This window comes from Enterobacter cloacae complex sp. 372C4, from assembly GCF_050030615.1.
GTDB lineage: Bacteria > Pseudomonadota > Gammaproteobacteria > Enterobacterales > Enterobacteriaceae > Enterobacter > Enterobacter intestinihominis.
Window position 1 is genome coordinate 3,051,200 of sequence record NZ_JBLGUQ010000001.1, and the last position, 20,456, is coordinate 3,071,655.

General features: G+C 55.7%; 21 protein-coding genes and 1 pseudogene. 9 read left to right on the forward strand and 13 right to left on the reverse strand.

Annotated elements, in window-relative coordinates; all coding sequences use genetic code 11:
- The first annotated feature begins 5 nt into the window (after window positions 1-5).
- Window positions 6-977: a protein translocase subunit SecF gene (secF, locus tag ACQG11_RS14755; RefSeq protein WP_003859105.1), complete on the forward strand. Its 972-nt coding sequence runs from the start codon at window positions 6-8 to the stop codon at window positions 975-977.
- 70 nt (window positions 978-1,047) lie between these two features.
- Window positions 1,048-1,158, forward strand: a pseudogene (locus tag ACQG11_RS14760) (DNA-binding transcriptional regulator); the annotation flags it as partial.
- Between the two features lie 88 nt (window positions 1,159-1,246).
- Here ACQG11_RS14760 and ACQG11_RS14765 read toward each other — a convergent pair.
- Together ACQG11_RS14765 and ACQG11_RS14770 are read right to left on the reverse strand one after the other, a co-directional pair.
- Window positions 1,247-2,131 (reverse strand): nucleoside-specific channel-forming protein Tsx, encoded by an 885-nt coding sequence (locus tag ACQG11_RS14765; RefSeq protein WP_032621817.1) that lies wholly within the window; start codon window positions 2,129-2,131, stop codon window positions 1,247-1,249.
- Window positions 2,132-2,399: 268 nt separating this feature from the next.
- Window positions 2,400-2,939 (reverse strand): DUF3251 domain-containing protein, encoded by a 540-nt coding sequence (locus ACQG11_RS14770; RefSeq protein ID WP_003859100.1) that lies wholly within the window; start codon window positions 2,937-2,939, stop codon window positions 2,400-2,402.
- A 152-nt stretch (window positions 2,940-3,091) separates the two neighbouring features.
- Between ACQG11_RS14770 and nrdR the strand changes: the two genes are divergently transcribed.
- The 5 genes from nrdR to thiL all read left to right on the forward strand — a co-directional run bounded on the left by nrdR (window position 3,092) and on the right by thiL (window position 6,697).
- Window positions 3,092-3,541, forward strand: coding sequence for a transcriptional regulator NrdR (gene nrdR / locus ACQG11_RS14775; protein ID WP_003859099.1), 450 nt, complete (start codon window positions 3,092-3,094; stop codon window positions 3,539-3,541).
- Window positions 3,542-3,545: 4 nt separating this feature from the next.
- Window positions 3,546-4,649: a bifunctional diaminohydroxyphosphoribosylaminopyrimidine deaminase/5-amino-6-(5-phosphoribosylamino)uracil reductase RibD gene (gene ribD / locus ACQG11_RS14780; RefSeq protein ID WP_022647225.1), complete on the forward strand. Its 1,104-nt coding sequence runs from the start codon at window positions 3,546-3,548 to the stop codon at window positions 4,647-4,649.
- 87 nt (window positions 4,650-4,736) lie between these two features.
- Entirely contained in the window at window positions 4,737-5,207 is a 471-nt protein-coding gene (gene ribH / locus ACQG11_RS14785) for a 6,7-dimethyl-8-ribityllumazine synthase (RefSeq protein WP_003859098.1), read from the forward strand.
- Window positions 5,208-5,228: 21 nt separating this feature from the next.
- Window positions 5,229-5,648, forward strand: coding sequence for a transcription antitermination factor NusB (nusB, locus tag ACQG11_RS14790; RefSeq protein WP_006809908.1), 420 nt, complete (start codon window positions 5,229-5,231; stop codon window positions 5,646-5,648).
- Window positions 5,649-5,725: 77 nt separating this feature from the next.
- Window positions 5,726-6,697 (forward strand): thiamine-phosphate kinase, encoded by a 972-nt coding sequence (gene thiL / locus ACQG11_RS14795; protein ID WP_048966732.1) that lies wholly within the window; start codon window positions 5,726-5,728, stop codon window positions 6,695-6,697.
- Between the two features lie 69 nt (window positions 6,698-6,766).
- On the opposite strand, the gene ACQG11_RS14800 is transcribed toward thiL, so the two are convergent.
- From ACQG11_RS14800 to xseB, 4 genes are all read right to left on the reverse strand, one after another.
- The gene (locus ACQG11_RS14800) at window positions 6,767-7,741 is read right to left on the reverse strand and encodes an aldo/keto reductase (protein WP_180243477.1); all 975 of its coding nucleotides are present in this window, start codon (window positions 7,739-7,741) and stop codon (window positions 6,767-6,769) included.
- Between the two features lie 62 nt (window positions 7,742-7,803).
- The gene (dxs, locus tag ACQG11_RS14805) at window positions 7,804-9,666 is read right to left on the reverse strand and encodes a 1-deoxy-D-xylulose-5-phosphate synthase (RefSeq protein WP_063149153.1); all 1,863 of its coding nucleotides are present in this window, start codon (window positions 9,664-9,666) and stop codon (window positions 7,804-7,806) included.
- Window positions 9,667-9,690: 24 nt separating this feature from the next.
- The gene (ispA, locus tag ACQG11_RS14810) at window positions 9,691-10,590 is read right to left on the reverse strand and encodes a (2E,6E)-farnesyl diphosphate synthase (RefSeq protein WP_038415485.1); all 900 of its coding nucleotides are present in this window, start codon (window positions 10,588-10,590) and stop codon (window positions 9,691-9,693) included.
- Window positions 10,591-10,833, reverse strand: a complete 243-nt coding sequence (xseB, locus tag ACQG11_RS14815; RefSeq protein ID WP_003859094.1) for an exodeoxyribonuclease VII small subunit — start codon at window positions 10,831-10,833, stop codon at window positions 10,591-10,593.
- A 178-nt stretch (window positions 10,834-11,011) separates the two neighbouring features.
- Here xseB and thiI point away from each other — a divergent pair, with 178 nt between their 5' ends.
- Window positions 11,012-12,460, forward strand: a complete 1,449-nt coding sequence (thiI, locus tag ACQG11_RS14820; protein ID WP_022647230.1) for a tRNA uracil 4-sulfurtransferase ThiI — start codon at window positions 11,012-11,014, stop codon at window positions 12,458-12,460.
- Between the two features lie 87 nt (window positions 12,461-12,547).
- Here the strand turns inward: thiI and yajL are convergent, their stop codons facing one another.
- On the reverse strand, window positions 12,548-13,138 hold the full coding sequence (yajL, locus tag ACQG11_RS14825) for a protein deglycase YajL (RefSeq protein WP_022647231.1): 591 nt from the start codon (window positions 13,136-13,138) through the stop codon (window positions 12,548-12,550).
- Window positions 13,101-14,012: a 2-dehydropantoate 2-reductase gene (gene panE / locus ACQG11_RS14830; RefSeq protein ID WP_426728502.1), complete on the reverse strand. Its 912-nt coding sequence runs from the start codon at window positions 14,010-14,012 to the stop codon at window positions 13,101-13,103. The genes yajL and panE overlap by 38 nt, the downstream gene beginning before the upstream one ends.
- A 125-nt stretch (window positions 14,013-14,137) precedes the next feature.
- On the opposite strand from panE, the gene ACQG11_RS14835 reads away from it, so the two are divergent.
- Window positions 14,138-14,629 carry a YajQ family cyclic di-GMP-binding protein gene (locus ACQG11_RS14835; protein ID WP_022647233.1) on the forward strand — a complete coding sequence of 164 codons (492 nt, stop codon included), beginning with the start codon at window positions 14,138-14,140 and terminating at the stop codon, window positions 14,627-14,629.
- A 32-nt stretch (window positions 14,630-14,661) separates the two neighbouring features.
- Here ACQG11_RS14835 and ACQG11_RS14840 read toward each other — a convergent pair whose 3' ends face one another.
- The 5 genes from ACQG11_RS14840 to ACQG11_RS14860 all read right to left on the reverse strand — a co-directional run bounded on the left by ACQG11_RS14840 (window position 14,662) and on the right by ACQG11_RS14860 (window position 20,421).
- A complete protein-coding gene (locus ACQG11_RS14840; RefSeq protein ID WP_022647234.1) occupies window positions 14,662-16,023 on the reverse strand; it encodes an MFS transporter in 1,362 nt (453 codons plus the stop codon).
- A 114-nt stretch (window positions 16,024-16,137) separates the two neighbouring features.
- On the reverse strand, window positions 16,138-16,785 hold the full coding sequence (gene fucA / locus ACQG11_RS14845) for an L-fuculose-phosphate aldolase (protein ID WP_017383181.1): 648 nt from the start codon (window positions 16,783-16,785) through the stop codon (window positions 16,138-16,140).
- Between the two features lie 28 nt (window positions 16,786-16,813).
- Window positions 16,814-17,809, reverse strand: coding sequence for a LacI family DNA-binding transcriptional regulator (locus ACQG11_RS14850; RefSeq protein WP_426728503.1), 996 nt, complete (start codon window positions 17,807-17,809; stop codon window positions 16,814-16,816).
- 60 nt (window positions 17,810-17,869) lie between these two features.
- Window positions 17,870-19,459, reverse strand: coding sequence for an FGGY-family carbohydrate kinase (locus tag ACQG11_RS14855; RefSeq protein ID WP_426728901.1), 1,590 nt, complete (start codon window positions 19,457-19,459; stop codon window positions 17,870-17,872).
- Window positions 19,460-19,470: 11 nt separating this feature from the next.
- Entirely contained in the window at window positions 19,471-20,421 is a 951-nt protein-coding gene (locus ACQG11_RS14860) for an ABC transporter substrate-binding protein (RefSeq protein WP_426728504.1), read from the reverse strand.
- Window positions 20,422-20,456 lie beyond the last annotated feature (35 nt).

The window sequence follows — 20,456 nt, forward strand, 5'->3', positions numbered from 1 at the left end:
GCGTTGTGGCACAGGAATATACTGTTGAACAATTGAACCACGGCCGTAAAGTCTGGGACTTTATGCGCTGGGACTACTGGGCCTTCGGCATTTCAGGTTTTCTGCTGATCTTGTCCATCGTCATTATGGGCGTGAAAGGCTTTAACTGGGGTCTGGATTTCACCGGTGGTACGGTGATCGAAATTACCCTGGAAAAACCGGTCGATATGGACCAGATGCGTGAGTCTCTGCAAAAAGCGGGCTTTGAAGAGCCGCTGCTACAGAACTTCGGCAGCAGCCGCGACATCATGGTGCGTATGCCGCCGGTACACGATGCCAACGGCAGCCAGGAGCTGGGCAGCAAGGTCGTTCAGGTTATTAACGAAACGACCAGCCAGGATGCAACGGTTAAGCGTATTGAGTTTGTCGGCCCGAGCGTTGGTGCTGACCTGGCGCAGACCGGTGCGATGGCGCTGCTGGTGGCGCTGATCTCGATTCTGATTTACGTCGGTTTCCGCTTTGAGTGGCGACTGGCGGCAGGCGTGGTTATCGCTCTGGCGCACGACGTGGTGATCACCATGGGCATACTGTCTCTCTTCCACATTGAGATTGACCTGACGATTGTGGCATCCCTGATGTCCGTTATCGGTTACTCACTGAACGACAGTATCGTGGTATCTGACCGTATTCGTGAAAACTTCCGTAAGATCCGTCGCGGCACGCCGTACGAAATCTTTAACGTGTCGTTGACCCAGACGCTGCACCGTACGTTGATCACCTCCGGCACCACCCTGATGGTGATCCTGATGCTGTTCCTGTTCGGTGGCCCGGTGCTGGAAGGCTTCTCGCTGACCATGCTGATCGGTGTGTCTATCGGTACGGCCTCGTCTATCTACGTCGCGTCCGCGCTGGCGCTGAAGCTGGGCATGAAGCGCGAGCATCTGATCCAGCAGAAAGTCGAGAAAGAAGGGGCGGATCAGCCGTCCATTCTGCCGTAAGAGTCTTATGCGGTATCGAAATCCCGGCCTGCTGGCCGGGATTTTTTTTGTCTATTCCTGACAGTATGCATATCGCTGCTTCCGGCTCGACAGGTACCTCAATATTGTGCAGACGGAGAGACGCTTTAGCGAAAGTGCGGACAGAGCTCTGGCAGATTTTTTGCGGAAGGTGAAGCAGTAAAAAGCCGGGTGGCGTCTACGCCTTTCCCGGCCTACATTCGGATCGTAGGCCCGGCAAGCGCAGCGCCACCGGGCGAAGTCCGCACAGGTTAGAAGTTGTAACCCACGACCAGGTAACCACCCCAACCGGTAGAGCGAACGCTGAAGTCGCCGTTGCCGAAGTTCAGGCTGGCGTCGTCGTTCCACTGGCCACCGTTGTGCCAGTAACGCGCAACAACAGAGTAGTGCCAGTGATCGTAGTTCAGCGCCAGAATGTGGCTGGAGGCGATGGAGTTACTGGTACGAGCATGCTTCCCGTTGTTGTCATAGAAGTTATCGTCGCCCAGGTCTGAACCCCAGTCAAAGTTAGTGAAGCCGATATAGCTCAGGTTACCGCCCCACAGCTGAGTGATTGGCACAAAGTATTTCACTTTGAAACGGTAGCCATCCCACTCGTTCTCATTTGATGCGCCATAGTTCTGCCACTGGTATTTCGCATACACGTTCAGTGACAGGCTCATTGGCAGGCCGGTTTCGATGTCAGTACCCAGACCCATATACCAGGTGCTCTGTTCCTGAGAATCGTTGCGACCCATGTCATAGATGTAGTTGTTCGCGAAGTACCACTCTTTGAACGGACCAAACGCCAGGCTGGTGCCGGTCAGTTTGTCAATAGAGAAACGCGGTTCGATTTCCATGAACAGCGGGGAGCCATTGTTCCAGATACCTTTCGCATCGGAGTTACCGCCGAAGAATACCGGCAGATCGACGTAGCCGTAGAAATCAAACCAGTCTTTCTTGGCAAACGCTTCGTATTCCAGGTAGGTATCGTTGCGGATCTGCGGCCCGAAACGGGTGTGGTAGCTGCCTACCACGTTAACGCTCTGGTGCCACCAGTCGGAGAGATATTGTGGTTTGTCGTTTTCCGCTGCGTTAACAGTGAAAGAGGAGGACAGTGCCAGCACGGCGCCAGCTGCGAGTAATGTTTTTTTCATAATCATGCCACTGATTGAAATTCCCTTCCGGGAGTGAAAAATGCGCGAATTGCGTTTCTAAATATTTCGTGTCTCTGCGGAGCCTATTATAGGAATCCTTGCTCACAAAAATATGTGTTGTTTCACATATCTCTCACATACGTAATCGATTGCGTTCACGTTTGCGTACTTTAAACGGCCGGGATTGTAGCGGCAATCATTTATGTTGCCAATCCATACGAAATGTAAATGTTAGCGGAGTGACATTTCACTCCGCTAAAAGGGCGGGTTATTGCGCGGCAGGTTGAATGTCGTGAATGCGGATAAAGCCCAACTGTTCTGGCGTCAGTCCGCTCAGCTGGAGCGGGATATCAACATCGCTCGGTGCCAGCGTGCTGGCGGGGGCGGTGAAGAGCTGATTCTTCACATTCACCTCCTGATAGCTCTCCGTGGTGCCCTGAATCTGGCCCCACTCTACGGTGCCGCTGAAGGCGGGAAGCGGATCGTTGGATTCACCCTGAATGCGTAATGTTGCGCGCGTACCATCGGCATTCGCTGCAACATTCACCAGAGACATCTTTAGCGTGCCAATTTGGCTGTTCAGACGCGCGGGCGTGTTTGCGCCCGGCAATAAATAAACGCCATTGCTGGATTTGGCATTCAGCGCGTTCTGCTGGGTGATCTTCACGGTTTCTTTATTAAGTTTGTCCATCGCCACATTGAGCGTATTCACGCTTTGTTTCATCTCGCGAACTTCACTTTGCTGTGCGCAGGCGCTGAGCGTGAACAGGCTCCCAACCAGCACTATTTTCAGGTAACGTCTTGTCATTGCGTTTAATTCCTTGAAATCACACATTGCTGCAATGGTAGACAGGATAGTGGCGTCAGGCATAGATCCTTTGTCTCAAAAAGCTCTTCCTTTGTTGTCGGGCCAGTTCAGGGTAAAATAGAAATCAGTTAACCAGATAACAGGGACATCGTATGCATTGCCCATTTTGCTCCGCTGTGGATACCAAAGTCATCGACTCACGTCTTGTAGGCGAAGGGTCTTCCGTGCGTCGTCGTCGGCAGTGTCTGGTGTGCAACGAGCGTTTTACCACCTTCGAGGTGGCAGAGCTGGTAATGCCGCGCGTGGTAAAAAGTAACGATGTGCGCGAACCGTTCAATGAAGAAAAACTGCGTAGCGGGATGCTCAAGGCGCTGGAAAAACGGCCCGTCAGCTCCGATGACGTCGAAATGGCGTTAAATCATATTAAATCTTATCTGCGGGGGCTAGGTGAGCGCGAAGTGCCGAGCAAAATGATCGGTAACCTGGTGATGGAACAGCTGAAAAAGCTCGATAAGGTCGCCTATATTCGCTTCGCCTCTGTTTACCGCAGCTTCGAAGACATTAAAGAGTTTGGCGAAGAGATCGCCCGCTTACAGGATTAAGCCTATGCAGGACGAGATGTACATGGCGAGAGCCATGAAGCTGGCGCAGCGCGGTCGGTTTACCACTCACCCTAACCCTAATGTCGGGTGCGTCATTGTTAAAGATGGCGAGATCGTGGGGGAAGGTTTTCACTACCGCGCAGGCGAGCCGCACGCTGAAGTGCATGCCCTGCGCATGGCGGGGGAGAGGGCGCGTGGCGCGACGGCTTACGTGACGCTGGAGCCATGCAGTCATCACGGGCGCACGCCTCCGTGCTGCGAAGCACTGATTGCGGCGGGAGTCTCGCGCGTTGTCGCCGCCATGCAGGATCCTAACCCGCAGGTGGCGGGCCGCGGGCTGTATCGTCTGCAACAGGAAGGGATCGACGTCAGTCACGGCCTGATGATGCAGGATGCCGAAGCCATCAACAAAGGCTTCCTGAAGCGTATGCGCACCGGTTTCCCGTTTATCCAGCTTAAGCTTGGCGCGTCACTGGATGGCCGCACGGCGATGGCGAACGGCGAGAGCCAGTGGATCACCTCGCCACAGGCAAGGCGCGATGTGCAACGTCTGCGCGCACAAAGCCATGCTATTCTCACCAGCAGTGAAACGGTGCTGGCTGACGATCCGGTCCTGACCGTGCGCTGGGATGAGCTGAATGCGGATACCCAGGCACTCTATCCGCAGGAGAACCTGCGTCAGCCGCTGCGCATTATTATTGATAGCCAGAACCGCGTGACGCCGGAGCACCGCATCGTGCAGCAGCCGGGGGAAACCTGGATTGCCCGCACCAAAGAAGATACGCGCGAATGGCCGCAAGGCGTGCGCAGCATTATGGTGCCGGAACACAACGGGCATCTCGATCTGGTGGTGCTGATGATGCTGCTGGGTAAACAGCAGGTCAACAGCATCTGGGTTGAAGCCGGTCCGACGCTCGCCGGCGCGCTGCTCCAGGCAGGGCTGGTGGATGAGCTTCTGGTCTACGTTGCGCCTAAACTGTTAGGTAACGACGCGCGCGGCCTGTTTGTGCTGCCCGGCCTTGAAAAACTGGCCGATGCGCCGCAACTCTCATTCAGCGAGATTCGTCCGGTAGGCCCGGATGTCTGCCTCCATTTAACGACAGCGTAATTGCTCCTGAAATAGGGAAGCAGTGCGCAAAGTATTATGATAAAATCCGCCCCCCTGCGGGGCCAAATGAACCCGTAAAGGAAGAGTATGAACATTATTGAAGCTGCTGTAGCTACCCCGGACGCTCGCGTCGCCATCACCATTGCGCGTTTCAACAACTTCATCAACGACAGCCTGCTGGAAGGTGCGGTTGACGCCCTGAAACGTATCGGCCAGGTTAAAGATGACAACATTACCGTCGTTTGGGTACCAGGTGCTTACGAACTGCCACTGGCAGCGGGCGCGCTGGCGAAAACCGGTAAATACGACGCGGTGATTGCACTGGGTACTGTTATTCGTGGCGGCACTGCGCACTTCGAATACGTTGCGGGCGGTGCAAGCAATGGTCTGGCGCACGTTGCACAGGATGCTGAAATTCCTGTCGCGTTCGGCGTACTGACTACCGAAAGTATTGAACAAGCCATCGAACGTGCTGGCACCAAAGCCGGTAACAAAGGTGCAGAAGCTGCACTGACCGCGCTTGAAATGATCAATGTATTGAAAGCCATCAAGGCCTGATTTTTTTGTAAGGGGAATTCCGTGAAACCTGCTGCTCGTCGCCGCGCCCGTGAATGTGCCGTCCAGGCACTTTACTCCTGGCAGTTGTCCCAGAACGACATCGCTGATGTTGAATACCAGTTCCTGTCAGAACAGGACGTGAAAGACGTTGACGTTCTGTACTTCCGTGAACTGCTGTCGGGAGTGGCGACTAATAGCGCGTATCTCGATGGTCTGATGAAGCCATACCTGTCCCGTCTGCTCGAAGAGCTGGGCCAGGTCGAAAAAGCAGTGTTGCGTATCGCTCTGTTTGAGCTGTCTAAACGTGATGATGTGCCGTACAAAGTGGCCATCAACGAAGCGATCGAACTGGCAAAAACCTTCGGCGCTGAAGACAGCCACAAGTTTGTAAACGGCGTGCTGGATAAAGCCGCACCTGCGATCCGTCCCCACAAAAAGTGATCCGCAAACCGGAGTCTTGCATTGCCTTTTTGGCAGTGCGGCTCCGGTTTTTTCTTTTATTTGCTGAGGCATAACGTATGGCATGCGGCGAATTCTCCCTGATTGCCCGTTATTTCGACCGTGTCAGAACCTCTCGTCTTGATGTTGAAACCGGCATTGGCGATGACTGCGCACTTCTCAATATTCCCGAAAAACAGACGCTGGCAATCAGCACCGACACCTTAGTATGTGGGCGTCACTTCCTGCCCGATATCGATCCTGCCGACCTGGCGTATAAGGCGCTGGCGGTAAACGTTAGCGATCTGGCGGCAATGGGCGCCGACCCGGCCTGGCTGACGCTGGCTCTGACCCTGCCGGAGGTGGATGAAGCCTGGCTTGAAGCCTTCAGCGATGCCCTGTTTGAACAGCTGAATTATTACGATATGCAGCTGATTGGCGGTGATACCACCGCCGGGCCGCTGTCGATGACCCTGGCAATCCACGGCTATGTGCCAGCGGGGCGCGCGCTGAAGCGTTCGGGCGCAAAACCGGGCGACTGGATCTACGTGACCGGTACGCCGGGGGATAGCGCGGCCGGGCTGGCGATCCTTCAGAACCGTTTAGCAGTTGAAGATGCTGACGATGCGGCGTACCTGGTGAAGCGCCACCTGCGGCCCACACCGCGTATTTTGCACGGTCAGGCGCTGCGCGAGCGGGCCAGTTCTGCTATCGATCTCTCTGACGGGCTGATCTCCGATCTCGGCCATATCCTGAAGGCCAGTGGCGTGGGCGCACGGATCGATCTGGATCTGTTCCCACTGTCAGAGCCGTTGCGTCGCCATGCCGAGCCTGAACAGGCGCTGCGCTGGGCACTATCTGGTGGGGAAGATTATGAGCTGTGCTTTACCGTTCCCGAGCTGAATCGCGGGACGCTGGATGTGGCGTTAGCGCATCTGGGGGCGAAATTTACCTGCATCGGGCAGGTGATGCCGGAAAGTGAAGGGCTGCTGTTTGTCCGCGACGGCGCCCCGGTTACGCTTGACTGGAAAGGGTACGATCACTTCGCGTAATTTTGTGCGCTCTGTATTGCCGGGTGGCGCTGTGCTTACCCGGCCTACGGATTTTGTTCCCTGAATTGTTTATTTAAACCCTACCACCGGATGTTGCTGATACGGCGTCTCCAGCTCGGCAATCTGCTCCGGCGTCAACGATAAGTCCACCGCACTCAACAACTCGTCCAGCTGTTCTTCCCGCGATGTGCCCACAATCGGCGCGGCGACACCGCGCTTGCTCAGCAGCCACGCCAGCGCAACCTGTGCGCGCGTTGCACCGATATCGTCGGCGATCCCGGCTAATCGTTCGGCAATTAACGCATCGCTGGCTTCTGTATCGTCATACAGATTTTTACCTACTTCATCCGATACCAGCCGGGCGGTAGTTTCACCCCACGGACGGGTTAACCTTCCCCGCGCCAGCGGGCTCCACGGGATCACCGCCACGCCTTCCTGGTAGCAGAGCGGCAGCATCTCGCGTTCTTCTTCCCGGTAGATCAGGTTGTAGTGATCCTGCATAGTGACAAAGCGCGCCCAGCCGTTCTGCGCCTGGAGATCGAGCGCCTGAGCAAACTGTGAGGCATGCATGGACGATGCGCCGATGTAGCGCGCTTTACCGGCTTTCACGACGTCGTTCAACGCTTCAAGCGTCTCTTCGATCGGCGTGTTGTAATCCCAGCGGTGAATTTGCAGCAGGTCGACGTAATCCATGTTCAGGCGTCTGAGGCTGTCATCAATGGAGCGCAGGATCTGCGTGCGAGAAAGGCCTTCCGCCAGATCGCCTGACGGGTAATACACCTTGGTGGCGACCACAATCTCATCCCGACGGGCAAAATCTCGCAGGGCGCGGCCCACAATCTCTTCGCTGCTGCCGTCGGAGTAGCTGTTGGCGGTATCGAAGAAGTTGATGCCGCCGTCAATGGCGCGCTTAATGATAGGGCGGCTGCTCTCTTCAGGCAGCGTCCAGGCGTGATTTCCCCGGTCAGGCTCGCCAAACGTCATGCAGCCCAGGCAAAGCCGGGACACCTTGAGGTCTGTTTTTCCTAATGTTGTGTATTGCATGGTTCCGCTCCTGCTGTTTAAACAATACGTTTAAGCATAGCAGGAGCAGAAAAGGGGAGGGATCAGGCCAGCCAGGTGCGGATTTTAGCTTCGATACCGACGGCGTCCAGGCCAATGTCGGCGCGCGCCTCGTCCTGAGTGCCTTGCGGGATGAAGTGGTCCGGCAGGCCGAGATTAAGCACCGGAACGACTTTACGGTTCGCCATCAGCACTTCGTTCACGCCGCTACCCGCGCCACCCATGATGGCGTTCTCTTCCAGCGTGACCAGCACCTCATGGCTTTCCGCCATGCTCAGAATCAGAGATTCATCGAGCGGCTTCACAAATCGCATATCGACGAGCGTCGCATTCAGGTTTTCAGCGGCTTTTGCCGCTTCCGGCATCAGCGTACCAAAGTTCAGGATCGCCACTTTTTCACCGCGACGTTTCACCAGACCTTTACCGATGTCCAGTTTTTCCAGCGGCCGTAATTCAACGCCAAGGGCATTGCCGCGTGGATAACGTACCGCACAGGGACCGTCCTGATAGTGGTAACCGGTATACAGCATCTGACGACACTCGTTTTCGTCGCTTGGCGTCATGATCACCATGTCCGGGATGCAGCGCAGGAAGGAGAGGTCAAATGCGCCCTGGTGCGTCTGGCCGTCAGCCCCCACGATGCCCGCACGGTCGATAGCAAACAGCACCGGCAGCTTCTGGATGGCAACGTCATGGATCACCTGATCGTAGGCGCGTTGCAGGAAGGTAGAGTAAATCGCTACCACCGGCTTGTAGCCGCCAATCGCCAGGCCCGCTGCGAAGGTTACCGCGTGCTGCTCGGCAATGGCGACGTCGAAATACTGGTCCGGGTATTTTTTGGAAAACTCGACCATGCCGGAGCCTTCACGCATGGCAGGCGTCACCGCCATCAGCGTGTTGTCTTTCGCCGCCGTTTCGCACAGCCAGTCGCCAAAGATTTTTGAGTAGCTCGGCATTCCGCCGCTGCTTTTCGGCAGACAACCGCTGGTATGGTCGAACTTGGGCACCGCGTGGAAGGTGATCGGATCTTTTTCCGCCGGTTCGTAACCACGCCCTTTTTTGGTCATGATATGCAGGAACTGCGGGCCTTTCAGGTCGCGCATGTTTTTAAGCGTCGTCACCAGACCTAACACATCGTGGCCGTCCACCGGGCCAATATAGTTAAAGCCCAGCTCTTCAAACAGCGTACCCGGCACGACCATGCCTTTGATATGTTCTTCGGTACGCTTAAGCAGCTCTTTGATCGGCGGTACGCCCGAGAAGACTTTTTTCCCGCCTTCGCGCAGTGAGGAGTAAAGCTTACCGGACAGCAGCTGCGCCAGATGGTTATTCAGCGCGCCGACGTTCTCGGAGATCGACATTTCGTTATCGTTGAGGATCACCAGCATGTCCGGTTTGATATCGCCCGCGTGGTTCATGGCCTCAAAAGCCATCCCGGCGGTGATCGCCCCGTCACCAATCACGCAGACGGTACGGCGTTGTTTATTCTCTTTTTCAGCGGCAACGGCAATCCCGATGCCTGCGGAAATGGAGGTGGAAGAGTGGCCGACGCTTAACACGTCAAACTCGCTCTCGCCGCGCCACGGGAACGGATGCAGGCCGCCTTTCTGGCGAATGGTGCCAATCTTATCGCGACGTCCGGTCAGAATTTTGTGCGGATAGGCCTGGTGGCCAACATCCCAGATCAGCTGATCGAACGGCGTGTTATAGACGTAATGCAACGCCACGGTCAGCTCAACCGTGCCAAGTCCGGAGGCGAAGTGGCCGCTGGAGCGGCTAACGCTGTCGAGCAGGTAGCGACGCAGCTCGTCACACAGCTTCGGCAGACTCTCTTTCGGCAACAGACGTAACTCCTGAGTGGAGTCAACTAACGCCAGTGTCGGGTATTTGGCAATATCAAAACTCATCAAAGGCTCATCGAGATATATAGTTTATTTATTACGCTGGATTATGTAGTCCGCTAGCGCTTCCAGTGCCGAGGTATCCAGCGATTGCGCGGCCAGCTCATTCAGTGACCGGCGGGCATCGTCTATCAGATCCCGGGCTTTACGTTGGGCATGCTCAAGGCCCAACAGGGCGGGGTAGGTACTTTTGCCAAGCTGCTGATCCGCACCCTGACGTTTTCCCAATGTTGCAGTATCGCCCACCACATCCAGAATGTCATCCTGAACCTGGAATGCCAGACCGATACTTTCTGCGTATCTGTCCAGAACCGGCAGGGCTTTACGCCCGCGTTCACCCGCGCTCAGCGCGCCCAGACGAACGGCTGCCCGAATCAGGGCGCCCGTTTTGTGACGGTGGATGCGCTCCAGCTGTTCCAGAGTTACCTGACGACCTTCAGCCTCTAAATCCAGCGCCTGGCCGCCGCACATCCCGGCGACGCCGCTGGCCATTGCCAGTTCGGACACCATTGCCAGACGATCGCGATCGCTCACTTCAACCATCGGCGCATCGCTCAGAATAGAGAACGCCAGGGTTTGCAGCGCATCACCTGCCAGAATAGCATTCGCTTCGCCGAACTTAATGTGGCAGGTCGGCTGACCGCGACGCAGATCGTCATCGTCCATGGCCGGCAAATCATCGTGGATCAGCGAATAGGCGTGGATACACTCCACGGCGGCTGCCGGGGCGTCCAGCGTGTTATCGCTGATACCGAACATGTTGCCCGTGGCATACACCAGGAACGGACGCAGGCGTTTACCCCCCAAGAGTGCGCCATAGTGCATGGCTTCAACCAGAGGAGTGTTCTGAAAAGGCTGCGGCTCAATGAAACGGCGCAGCGCGTCGTTGGCGCGGATGACGCGCGCCTGAAGCGCGTTGGAAAAATCCATTTACTCGGCGTCCGGTGTGAATGGCGTGGTTTTAGCGTCTTCGCTGTCGGAAAGCAGGATCTGCACACGCTGCTCGGCCTGCTGGAGTTTTACCTGCCCCTGGCGCGCGAGCTGCACGCCGCGTTCAAATTCGTTGAGCGCGTCTTCCAGCGGGAGATCGCCGCTCTCAAGACGGGTAACGATCTGCTCCAGTTCACTCAGCGCAGTTTCGAAACTGGCCGGTGCGTCGTTTTTCTTCGGCATAGTGAATTGACTCTTAAATTTTTCGCCCTGACATGGTAACGGACTCAGGGCAATTATCAAATAACGCGAGTGGCGCGATGGTGGTATACTTGCGCGCCTGGATGCAGCCACGGGTGTGGGCTGCTGTATCATTTTCCACTACAAGCCTTTATAAGCTTGCCTAAGAAACATTGCCGCCATGAAGTTTATCATTAAATTGTTCCCTGAAATCACCATCAAAAGCCAATCCGTGCGTTTGCGCTTTATTAAAATTCTCACCGGGAACATTCGTAACGTATTAAAACACTACGACGAAACGCTCGCCGTGGTGCGTCACTGGGACCACGTTGAAGTCCGCGCGAAAGACGAAAACAAACGTCTTGATATTCGCGACGCGCTGACCCGTATCCCGGGTATTCACCATATTCTGGAAGTGGAAGACGTTCCCTTCACCGATATGCACGATATCTTCGAAAAGGCGCTGGTACAGTACCGCGATCAGATCGAAGGGAAAACGTTCTGCGTACGCGTGAAGCGCCGTGGTAAGCATGAGTTTAGCTCCATTGACGTTGAACGCTATGTCGGCGGCGGTCTGAACCAGCACGTTGAGACGGCGCGCGTGCGCCTGACTAATCCGGACGTTACCGTTAATCTTGAGATCGAAAACGATCGCCTGCTGCTGGTTAAGGGCCGTTATGAAGGTATTGGCGGCTTCCCGATCGGCACGCAAGAAGATGTGCTGTCGCTGATCTCCGGCGGGTTCGACTCCGGCGTTTCCAGCTATATGCTGATGCGTCGCGGCTGCCGCGTGCACTACTGCTTCTTTAACCTGGGCGGCGCGGCGCACGAAATCGGCGTACGTCAGGTGGCGCATTACCTGTGGAACCGCTTCGGCAGCTCTCACCGCGTGCGTTTCGTGGCGATCAACTTTGAGCCAGTGGTTGGCGAAATTCTTGAGAAAGTGGATGACGGCCAGATGGGCGTGGTCCTGAAACGTATGATGGTGCGTGCGGCGTCCAAAGTGGCTGAGCGCTACGGCGTGCAAGCGCTGGTCACCGGTGAAGCACTGGGGCAGGTCTCCAGCCAGACGCTGACCAACCTGCGCCTTATCGACAACGTGTCTGATACGCTGATCCTGCGTCCGCTGATCTCTCACGATAAAGAGCACATCATCGATCTGGCGCGTAAAATCGGTACTGAAGATTTTGCCCGCACCATGCCGGAATATTGCGGCGTGATCTCAAAAAGTCCAACCATTAAAGCGGTGAAGGCGAAGATCGAAGCGGAAGAAGAGAACTTCGATTTCAGCATCCTGGAAAAAGTGGTGGCGGAAGCGTCGAACATCGATATCCGTGAGATCGCCCAGCAGACCGAGCAGGACGTGGTTGAGGTGGAGACGGTCAGCGGCTTCGGTGCTAACGATACGATTCTGGATATACGTTCTGTTGATGAGCAGGATGACAAGCCGTTGCAGGTGGAAGGCGTGGAGGTGGTTTCGCTGCCGTTCTACAAGCTGAGCACCCAGTTTGGCGATCTCGACCAGAGCAAAACGTATCTGCTGTGGTGCGAACGTGGGGTCATGAGCCGTTTACAGGCGCTGTACCTGCGCGAGCAGGGCTTCGCGAACGTGAAGGTGTATCGCCCGTAGCCTATTGCCCGGTGGCGCTTTGCTTACCGGGCCTACGGTACCGTACACTTGTAGGCCGGGTAAGGCGTAGCCGCCACCCGGCTTTTTTTACTCGTAGTAGTTATAAATCCCTGCCGCCATCACCAGCGATGACGCCACTTCGTACGCTTTTTCGCGCCCGACCAGCAGGTCAATAATCTTCAGGCCAAAATCAATGGCGGTGCCCGGCCCCTGGCTGGTGAGCAGGTTAACGCGCGGATCCCAGACCACGCGTTTATCCACCCACTGGTCTTCCGGAATCGTATCCTTCAGGCCTGGGAAGCCGGTCATATTGCCGATGGGGAAAATGTCGTGCGGAACCAGTACCGTACCTGCGGCCGCACAGATTGCCGCGACGATACGCCCGGAAAGATGAAACTGACGAACGGTTTCAACCAGCAGCGGGCTGTCGCGGAAACACTCCGCGCCCTTCAGACCGCCCGGCAGCACGATAATGTCGTAATCACCGTCCGCCACCTGTACAAGCGGTGCATCTGCCAGGATCTTGACTCCACGCGAGCAGGTAATCGCCAGACTTCCGTCGCTGGCGACGCTGGCGGTGGTAACCTTAATACCACCACGTACCATCAAATCAATGGTGGTGACCGCTTCTGTCTCTTCGCTACCAGGGGCGAGGCATACCAGTGCCGATGCGCTCATACTCACTCTCCTTTCGTTTTACTAACTCAAACAGACGGCTGTTTTCCGCAACGGTAATGCCGTGTGCCCGGGCGCGTTTTAACAGATAACCGGTAATGTAATCAATTTCGGTATGCCGCATAGCCCGGATATCCTGCAGCATTGAGGAGATATTTTCTGCCGTACTCTCAATGACCTGGTCGACATAATAACGTAAATCAGACTCTGAGGTGTGGTAGCCTTCGCGTTCAATGACGGCGGCAACTTCCCGGCAAATCAGCGCTAACCGATCGGGATGCTGGCGCAGATCACCGTTAGGGCAATCCAGCAGGGCAGTCAGCGGATTGATCGCGCAGTTGACCGCCAGCTTGCGCCACAGTTCCGCACGAATGTTATTGTGCCAGGCGACGTCAGGCAGCGTGCATTGCAGGGTATCCGCAAGATAGCTGTAATCGCCGGGCTGCTCACGCGCAGGACCGATATGGGTGATGCCACTGGCAACATGAATAATGACGTTACCGTCGCGGCGTGCCGCGTGGGTGGTTGTTCCCATCAGCAGCGGTTGCCGGACAGACTTTAGCTCTTCAATGGTACCCATACCGTTGTGAATCAGCAGGACTGGCGTGCTTTCAGGTAATTGGGCGGCCAGGCTTTTCACCGCATCGGAGACCTGCCAGGCCTTCAGCGTGACCAGCAGCAGATCGCTGCTCGCGAGAAATTCCGGATCGTTTGCCGTCAAAGACTCGTTAAAAATTGAACCGTCTATACCCATCACATTCACACTGCAATAGGGTTGGGGAATTCGCAGCCAGCCCTGAACGTCGTGTCCCTGTTTGCATAGCGCGCTAAGCCAGAGTTGACCAAGGGCGCCGCATCCAAGCACTGTTACTTTCATTGTTCCTCCTCACCTGCAACTGCGCCAGGTGCTAAGACGCTAAGTATAGCGCCATCAGCTAAGCTTCTCGTTATGCCTCGTTGCAGGTATTATGCAACGCAACAAAAATGAAGGGAGAAGAAAAGATGCCATCTTTCGATATTGTTTCTGAAGTTGATCTGCAGGAAGCGCGTAACGGCGTAGATAATGCTATTCGTGAAGTGGAGTCACGCTTCGATTTTCGTGGCGTTGAGGCGACCATTGAACTGAACGACGCGAACAAGACAATCAAAGTCCTGAGTGAGTCTGATTTCCAGGTCAACCAACTGCTGGATATCCTGCGCGCCAAGCTGCTCAAGCGCGGCATTGAAGGGACCTCACTTGATGTACCGGAAGATTTTGTTCACAGCGGCAAAACCTGGTTTGTAGAAGCGAAGCTGAAGCAGGGGATTGAAAGCGCGGTACAGAAAAAAATCGTTAAGCTTATCAAAGACAGCAAGCTGAAAGTGCAGGCGCAGATCCAGGGGGAAGAGATCCGCGTGACCGGAAAATCCCGTGATGACCTGCAATCCGTGATGGCGCTGGTGCGTGGCGGCGATCTCGGTCAGCCATTCCAGTTTAAAAACTTCCGCGATTAAGACAATTATGCCCGGCTAAACCGGGCATTTTTTCAGGCCTTCAGCGCCTGCTCTACCTCAAAGCGGTTAGTCACTTTGCTGTCAATTTTGACATACGCACTGCGCTCTTCCGGGACAATCAGCACTTCGCTCACGCCCTCTGTCGCTTCCAGACGCTGTTGTAACGCGTCACCGATTGCCACGTCATCGGGAATTTCTACCCGCAGGCTACTCACATAGCGCGGCTCTTTCATGGTGCTGGCAACAAACAGCCAGAGCATCGCCAGCAGCGCACCGGCGAGGAACACGGTCTGAGAATCAAAAAGGCCGTCCACCCAGCCGCCGAGGGACCCGCCGATCGCCACGCCGAGAAACTGGCTGGTGGAGTAAATGCCCATCGCGGTGCCTTTGTATCCTGCCGGAGACTCTTTGCTGATAAGCGACGGCAGCAGGGCTTCCATCAGATTAAACGCCAGGAAGAACAGCTGTACACCTGCGATCAGCTCCCAGAAATGTGGGCCGGCGCCCCACAGCACAATCTCGGCAATCAACAGTAACGCCACGCAGCCCACGAAGACGCGTTTCATTTTGCGCTTCACTTCGGCGTAAATAATGAAGGGCACAACGGAGACAAACGAGATCAGCATTGTGACCAGATAAATTTTCCAGTGCTCTGCCGCCGGGAAACCTGCTGCGGCAAGTTGACCGGGCAGGGCGACAAAGGTGGACATCAGCAGAATGTGCAGGCACATAATGCCGAAGTTCAGCTTAAGCAAGCGCGGCTCGGCGATGACTTTGCTGAAGCAGCCTTTGACCATCCCGGATTCACGGTTCAGGACATGGTTTTTACTGTCCGGCACAACCCACAGCGTGAGTGCGATCCCGATGGTTGCCAGCACGGCTATCATCCAGAACAGGGCGTGCAGGCCGAGTGAATGGGTAATAATCGGCCCCAGCACCATGGCAATGGCAAACGTGACGCCGAAGCTGACGCCAATAAACGCCATGGCTTTGGTGCGGTTTTGCTCGCGGGTTAAGTCTGACAGCAGCGCCATCACGGCGGCGGCAATCGCCCCGGAACCTTGCAGGGCGCGGCCAAGAATAATTCCCCAGATGGAGTGGGAGAGGGCAGCGATGATGCTGCCAAGTACAAACACCAGCAGCCCGCCGACAATCAGCGGTTTGCGACCCACGCGGTCGGAGAGCAGGCCAAAGGGGATCTGGAATATCGCCTGCGCCAGGCCGTAGATACCGATAGCCAGACCAATCAGCGCTTCGCTGGCACCCTGTAACGCCATGCCATATGTGGTCAGAACGGGCAGGACCATAAACATGCCAAGCATCCGCAGCGAGAAAACAGTCCCTAAACCCCAGGTCGCACGCAGTTCACCTGGCGTCATTTTATAATCGTTCATTACCACCTCTACCAAAAAGCAGGCCATAGTTTAGGCGGGGTGATAAGTGCGGTAAATAGGTGTTTGTTTAAGAGATATTACGAGGGTGTGATAAAAGCACCCCCGGATAAAAAATTACGCCTCGACGCGCAACCCGTAGCTTTTAAATTTCTCAAGAACAATGGCAATTTCATCGTCACTGAGTACCGGAACGGGATCCACGATCGCCAGCGTGGCCAGGTAGAGTTTTGCCAGCACCTCTACCTCCTGCGCCAGCCACAGTGCCTTCTCAAGATTTTCTTCGCAGGTGATCAGGCCGTGGTGCTGTAATAGCGTCGCTTTGCGATCGCGTAACGCGACCGCGACATGCTCTGACAGCGCGCGCGTCCCGAAGGTCGCGTAAGGCGCGCAGGGAATGGAGTTTCCCCCGGCGGCGGCAATCATATAGTGAATAGCAGGAATGGGGCGGTTGAGTATCGAGACGGCGGTACAGTTAACCGCATGGTTATGGACGACGGCGTTAGCATCTGGGCGGGTCTGATACACAACCTGATGAAAACGCCATTCGCTGGAGGGCAGTTTATCCTCTTCGTGTCGCCCCTGTGCATCGACATAGACGATACTCTCTTCGGTCAGATGCTCGTAGGGAATTCCGGTCGGCGTAATCAGCATACCGTCGCGATAGCGAACGCTGATATTCCCGGCGGTGCCCTGATTTAATCCCATGCGGGTCATCTCAAGGCAGGTGTCGATAATGTCTCTGGCTAATCGGGCTCGTTCCATTTTTTTTTCTCCGGGTACAGTTTTATTTTTACTGGCGGGAACGTTTGACCAGCTTCATATCGACTTTCGCCGTCTCGTTGACCGCTTCGCCGTCGATGGCTCGCTGCATCAGTTCAAACGCTTTTTCCGCCCAGGTATCTTCATCCTGCTGCATGGACCAGACGCTGTTAGGCAGGAACCCCAGCATGGGGTGCTCATCGAAGGTGCCAATATTGATGTGTTGAGGCACGGTACCGGTACGCGTCCGCAGGGCTTCGATTGCCCCTTCCAGGACGGGTAACGATGAGGCGATAAACGCCTGCGGAACACCCTGGCTGTCGATAAGCGAATCCATCAGGGCATATCCCCCCTCCGGCGTATTGTCCGGCCCTTCGATGACCCACTCGCGATGGTGAATACCGGCTGTTTTCAGGGCCTGCAAATAGCCGTTCAGACGGTCCGTAATGCTTGGCAGTGCGGTATCGCCCACAAGGAACCAGAGCGGCGTTTTGCACTCTTCCAGCATATTGCGGGCCAGTTCATCCCCCCCAGCCTCGTTATGACTCTCTACCAGCGCGTTGTCAGTAAAGCCAAAATCCCGGTCAAGGAGCACCAGTGGCTTTTGGATCTGCCGCAAATGATGCTGCTGATTTTCCAGCGTCGAGGGAACGATAAATAAGCCGTCCACGTTGCGCGCCATCAGAGCTTTTACCAGCTTGTTTTCGTAATCCACATCGTTGTAAGTACAGCTGATCATCAGCTGGTAGCCCGAACGGCGGCAGCGCAGTTCGAGTTTCTCGGCGAGCGTTGCAAAGAACACGTTTGAGATGTTGGGCACGATGAGCCCCAGCGTCTCGGTTTTGTTTAACTTCAGACTGCGCGCCGAATGGTTGAGGGTATAGCCGAAGCGCTCGACGTGTTCATTAATTCGGGACTGTGTTTTCACACTGATCCGATACTGTTCGGCTTTCCCGTTCAGTACCAGCCGCACGGTGGTGACGGATAAATTCAGATCCTTCGCTATCTGTTCAACTGTTTTGGCCATCGCTACGCCTCAATCCTTAACGTACGTAAAAACTGCTGATAAAGCATACGCATCCTGCCATTACATTTCCTGCTGCATCAGGAGATTAAGCGCCTGTTGCTGGGTCCACAGCATCAGGTACGCCTCATATTTTTGCCGGTGGAAGGCCGCGGTTTCCGGCCGACGGGTGATGATAGCGCCGGCTTTGACCATTTCCCGGGTGGCGTCGGTAAGCGTTGCCCATGCACCGCTCGCCACAGCGCCGCAAATGGCCGCGCCGAGAGTGACCGCATCTTCTTCGGCTAAAAGGTGAATATTGCAGCCTGTGGCATCGGCATACTCCCGCAGCCAGAGCCGGTTATGAGTAGCTCCACCACAAATGACAATGCGCGACAAGGTGTGCCCATGATGTTTCAGAGTATCCATAATGTGTCGTGTGCCGTAGGCAATGGCCTGTAGCGTGGCCAGATAGAGCCTCGCCAGCGCGCGCTCACCGGTCTCTAATGTCAGACCGACAACGCTGCCCCGGGCATCAGGACGCGAACGCGGCGAGCGGTTGCCGTGGTGATCGGCCAGAATGTGCAGGTTGCGGGTGGGATATTTTTCTTCCTGTTCAAGCGCGGCTACCCAGTCGTTGAGTAATGCCACCGGATGGCATTGCGCCGCTTCTGCTTTTGCAAACAGCTCTGCGCTGACTCCGTGCTCGCGCAACGTCCAGTCGACCAGCGCCCCGGCAGCACTTTGCCCGCCTTCCGTCAGCCAGTAGCCCGGCAGCATGGCGCTCCAGTAAGGTCCCCAGACGCCGGGCGTATGGATCTCCGTCTGACTGGCAAGCATATGGCAGTTCGAGGTTCCGCTGATGAGCGCCAGCGTGCCTTCCGGGTGTGAGCCCGTCAGCGCCACGCCACCCGCGTGGGCATCGATCATGCCGCTTGCCACAACCACTTCTTCGGACAAACCCAGAGCTTGCGCTGCCTGCGGGCTAAGTTTCCCGACGCATTCAGCGACGTCCAGAATAGTGCCGGGAATTTTTGTCAGTAAGTTTTCCAGCCCCACCGCTCTGAGCAGCGATTCGCTGAACTGCGCCTCATGCGCAAGGTAGTTCCATTTGCAGGTGAGGGTGCACAGGCTGGCGACGTCCTGGCCCGTCGCTTTCCAGACCAGAAAATCGGCAAGGTCGTAAAAGCGCCAGGCCTGATTCCAGGTTTCAGGATGATGCCGCTGCAACCACAGCAGTTTTGGCAACTCCATCTCGATGCTGACCTCGCCGCCCACGTAGCACAGGGCCGGATCGCGTGTGGCATTGATGTGAACGGTTTCTTCGTGAGCACGATGATCCATCCACATAATGATGTCCTGCGATGCCGGACTGTCCGGGGAGACGCTCAGGCCGTTACCGTCAGCATCCAGCGCGACCAGCGAGCACGTGGCGTCGAAGCCAATCGAACGAATGGCGTCAGGTGAAATCCCAGAGGAGTCGACGGCTTCCCGCACCACCGCACAAACCTGCTGCCAGATTTCCACAGAGGATTGTTCCACGCGCGCATTGCTGGCGTGAAACTGCGAAATCGGACGGGTCGCGAAGCTCAAACGCTCGCCTTGCGCAGAGTAAAGCCCTGCACGAACGCTGGCTGAACCTACATCTACCCCGAGGAAATAGCCGTCACTCATCATGAACTTCCTTATTTTTTACCAAACGGATGCAGCAGTTTATCAATTTCAGGCGTGTTGATATTCTGCGCATTGACATATTTCACTGGAATATCAATTTCTTTGGCCACCGTCTGTCCGGAAATCATCGCGTTCAGCGCTTTTATGCCCTGATAACCAATCTGATAGGCGTCCTGCACCACGAAGCCCTGAATCACACCGTTTTTAAGGAAGTTAATGATGGCTTCGGTGCTGTCAAAACCGATGACTTTTACTTTGCCCTTCAGATTCTGGCTGTCGATAGCGTTCGCAACGCCCAGGGTTGAGCCTTCGTTGGTGGCATAAATACCGGCGATATCCGGGTTGGCCTGAACCATATCAATGGTTTTATCCATCGCTTTTTGCGGGTCGCCATCGCTGTATTGCACCGGCAGTACCTGAATATTCGGGTACTTCTCTTTCATCCGCTCGCTGAACCCTTCAGAGCGCTCAATGGCGGACGTCGTCCCGGCTACGTGAGCGATAATACCCACTTTCCCCTTCTGGCCTACCTGCTCCGCCAGCGCATCCGCAGCCTGTGCGCCCGCCTTACGGTTATTGGTGGCGACAAAGCTGGCCGGGATATCCGAGTTCACGCCCGAGTCGAAGGTCACCACTTTGATCCCCCGGCTGTTGGCGGTTTCGACCAGCGGGGCAAGGGCGTTTGCATCAAGTGCGGCCAGCAACAGGCCGTTTGGCTTTTGTGCCATGGTGTTTTCGACTAACTGGATCTGTTCGGCGATTTGCGTTTCATCGGCAGGGCCAACGTAGCTGGTTTTGTCACCCAACTCTTTTGCGGCAGCTTCCGTTCCCATTTTGACCGTCTGCCAGAATTCGTGCTGGTAACCTTTACTGACCACCGGCAGGTTTAAATCTTTTGCCAGCGCGCTGCTGGACAGGATGGCTACGAGCGACAGGGCGCTCAGGATATGGCTGGTTTTCATTATTTTGCTCCGTTGTAGGGTTGGCAGGGCTTGTT

Coding starts and splice junctions, on each gene's coding strand:
- ACQG11_RS14765 (WP_032621817.1), bottom strand. CDS start 2,131: ATGAAAAAAACATTACTCGCAGCTGGCGCCGTGCTGGCACTGTCCTCC.
- ACQG11_RS14770 (WP_003859100.1), bottom strand. CDS start 2,939: ATGACAAGACGTTACCTGAAAATAGTGCTGGTTGGGAGCCTGTTCACG.
- nrdR (WP_003859099.1), top strand. CDS start 3,092: ATGCATTGCCCATTTTGCTCCGCTGTGGATACCAAAGTCATCGACTCA.
- ribD (WP_022647225.1), top strand. CDS start 3,546: ATGCAGGACGAGATGTACATGGCGAGAGCCATGAAGCTGGCGCAGCGC.
- ribH (WP_003859098.1), top strand. CDS start 4,737: ATGAACATTATTGAAGCTGCTGTAGCTACCCCGGACGCTCGCGTCGCC.
- thiL (WP_048966732.1), top strand. CDS start 5,726: ATGGCATGCGGCGAATTCTCCCTGATTGCCCGTTATTTCGACCGTGTC.
- ACQG11_RS14800 (WP_180243477.1), bottom strand. CDS start 7,741: ATGCAATACACAACATTAGGAAAAACAGACCTCAAGGTGTCCCGGCTT.
- dxs (WP_063149153.1), bottom strand. CDS start 9,666: ATGAGTTTTGATATTGCCAAATACCCGACACTGGCGTTAGTTGACTCC.
- ispA (WP_038415485.1), bottom strand. CDS start 10,590: ATGGATTTTTCCAACGCGCTTCAGGCGCGCGTCATCCGCGCCAACGAC.
- xseB (WP_003859094.1), bottom strand. CDS start 10,833: ATGCCGAAGAAAAACGACGCACCGGCCAGTTTCGAAACTGCGCTGAGT.
- thiI (WP_022647230.1), top strand. CDS start 11,012: ATGAAGTTTATCATTAAATTGTTCCCTGAAATCACCATCAAAAGCCAA.
- yajL (WP_022647231.1), bottom strand. CDS start 13,138: ATGAGCGCATCGGCACTGGTATGCCTCGCCCCTGGTAGCGAAGAGACA.
- panE (WP_426728502.1), bottom strand. CDS start 14,012: ATGAAAGTAACAGTGCTTGGATGCGGCGCCCTTGGTCAACTCTGGCTT.
- ACQG11_RS14835 (WP_022647233.1), top strand. CDS start 14,138: ATGCCATCTTTCGATATTGTTTCTGAAGTTGATCTGCAGGAAGCGCGT.
- ACQG11_RS14840 (WP_022647234.1), bottom strand. CDS start 16,023: ATGAACGATTATAAAATGACGCCAGGTGAACTGCGTGCGACCTGGGGT.
- fucA (WP_017383181.1), bottom strand. CDS start 16,785: ATGGAACGAGCCCGATTAGCCAGAGACATTATCGACACCTGCCTTGAG.
- ACQG11_RS14850 (WP_426728503.1), bottom strand. CDS start 17,809: ATGGCCAAAACAGTTGAACAGATAGCGAAGGATCTGAATTTATCCGTC.
- ACQG11_RS14855 (WP_426728901.1), bottom strand. CDS start 19,459: ATGAGTGACGGCTATTTCCTCGGGGTAGATGTAGGTTCAGCCAGCGTT.
- ACQG11_RS14860 (WP_426728504.1), bottom strand. CDS start 20,421: ATGAAAACCAGCCATATCCTGAGCGCCCTGTCGCTCGTAGCCATCCTG.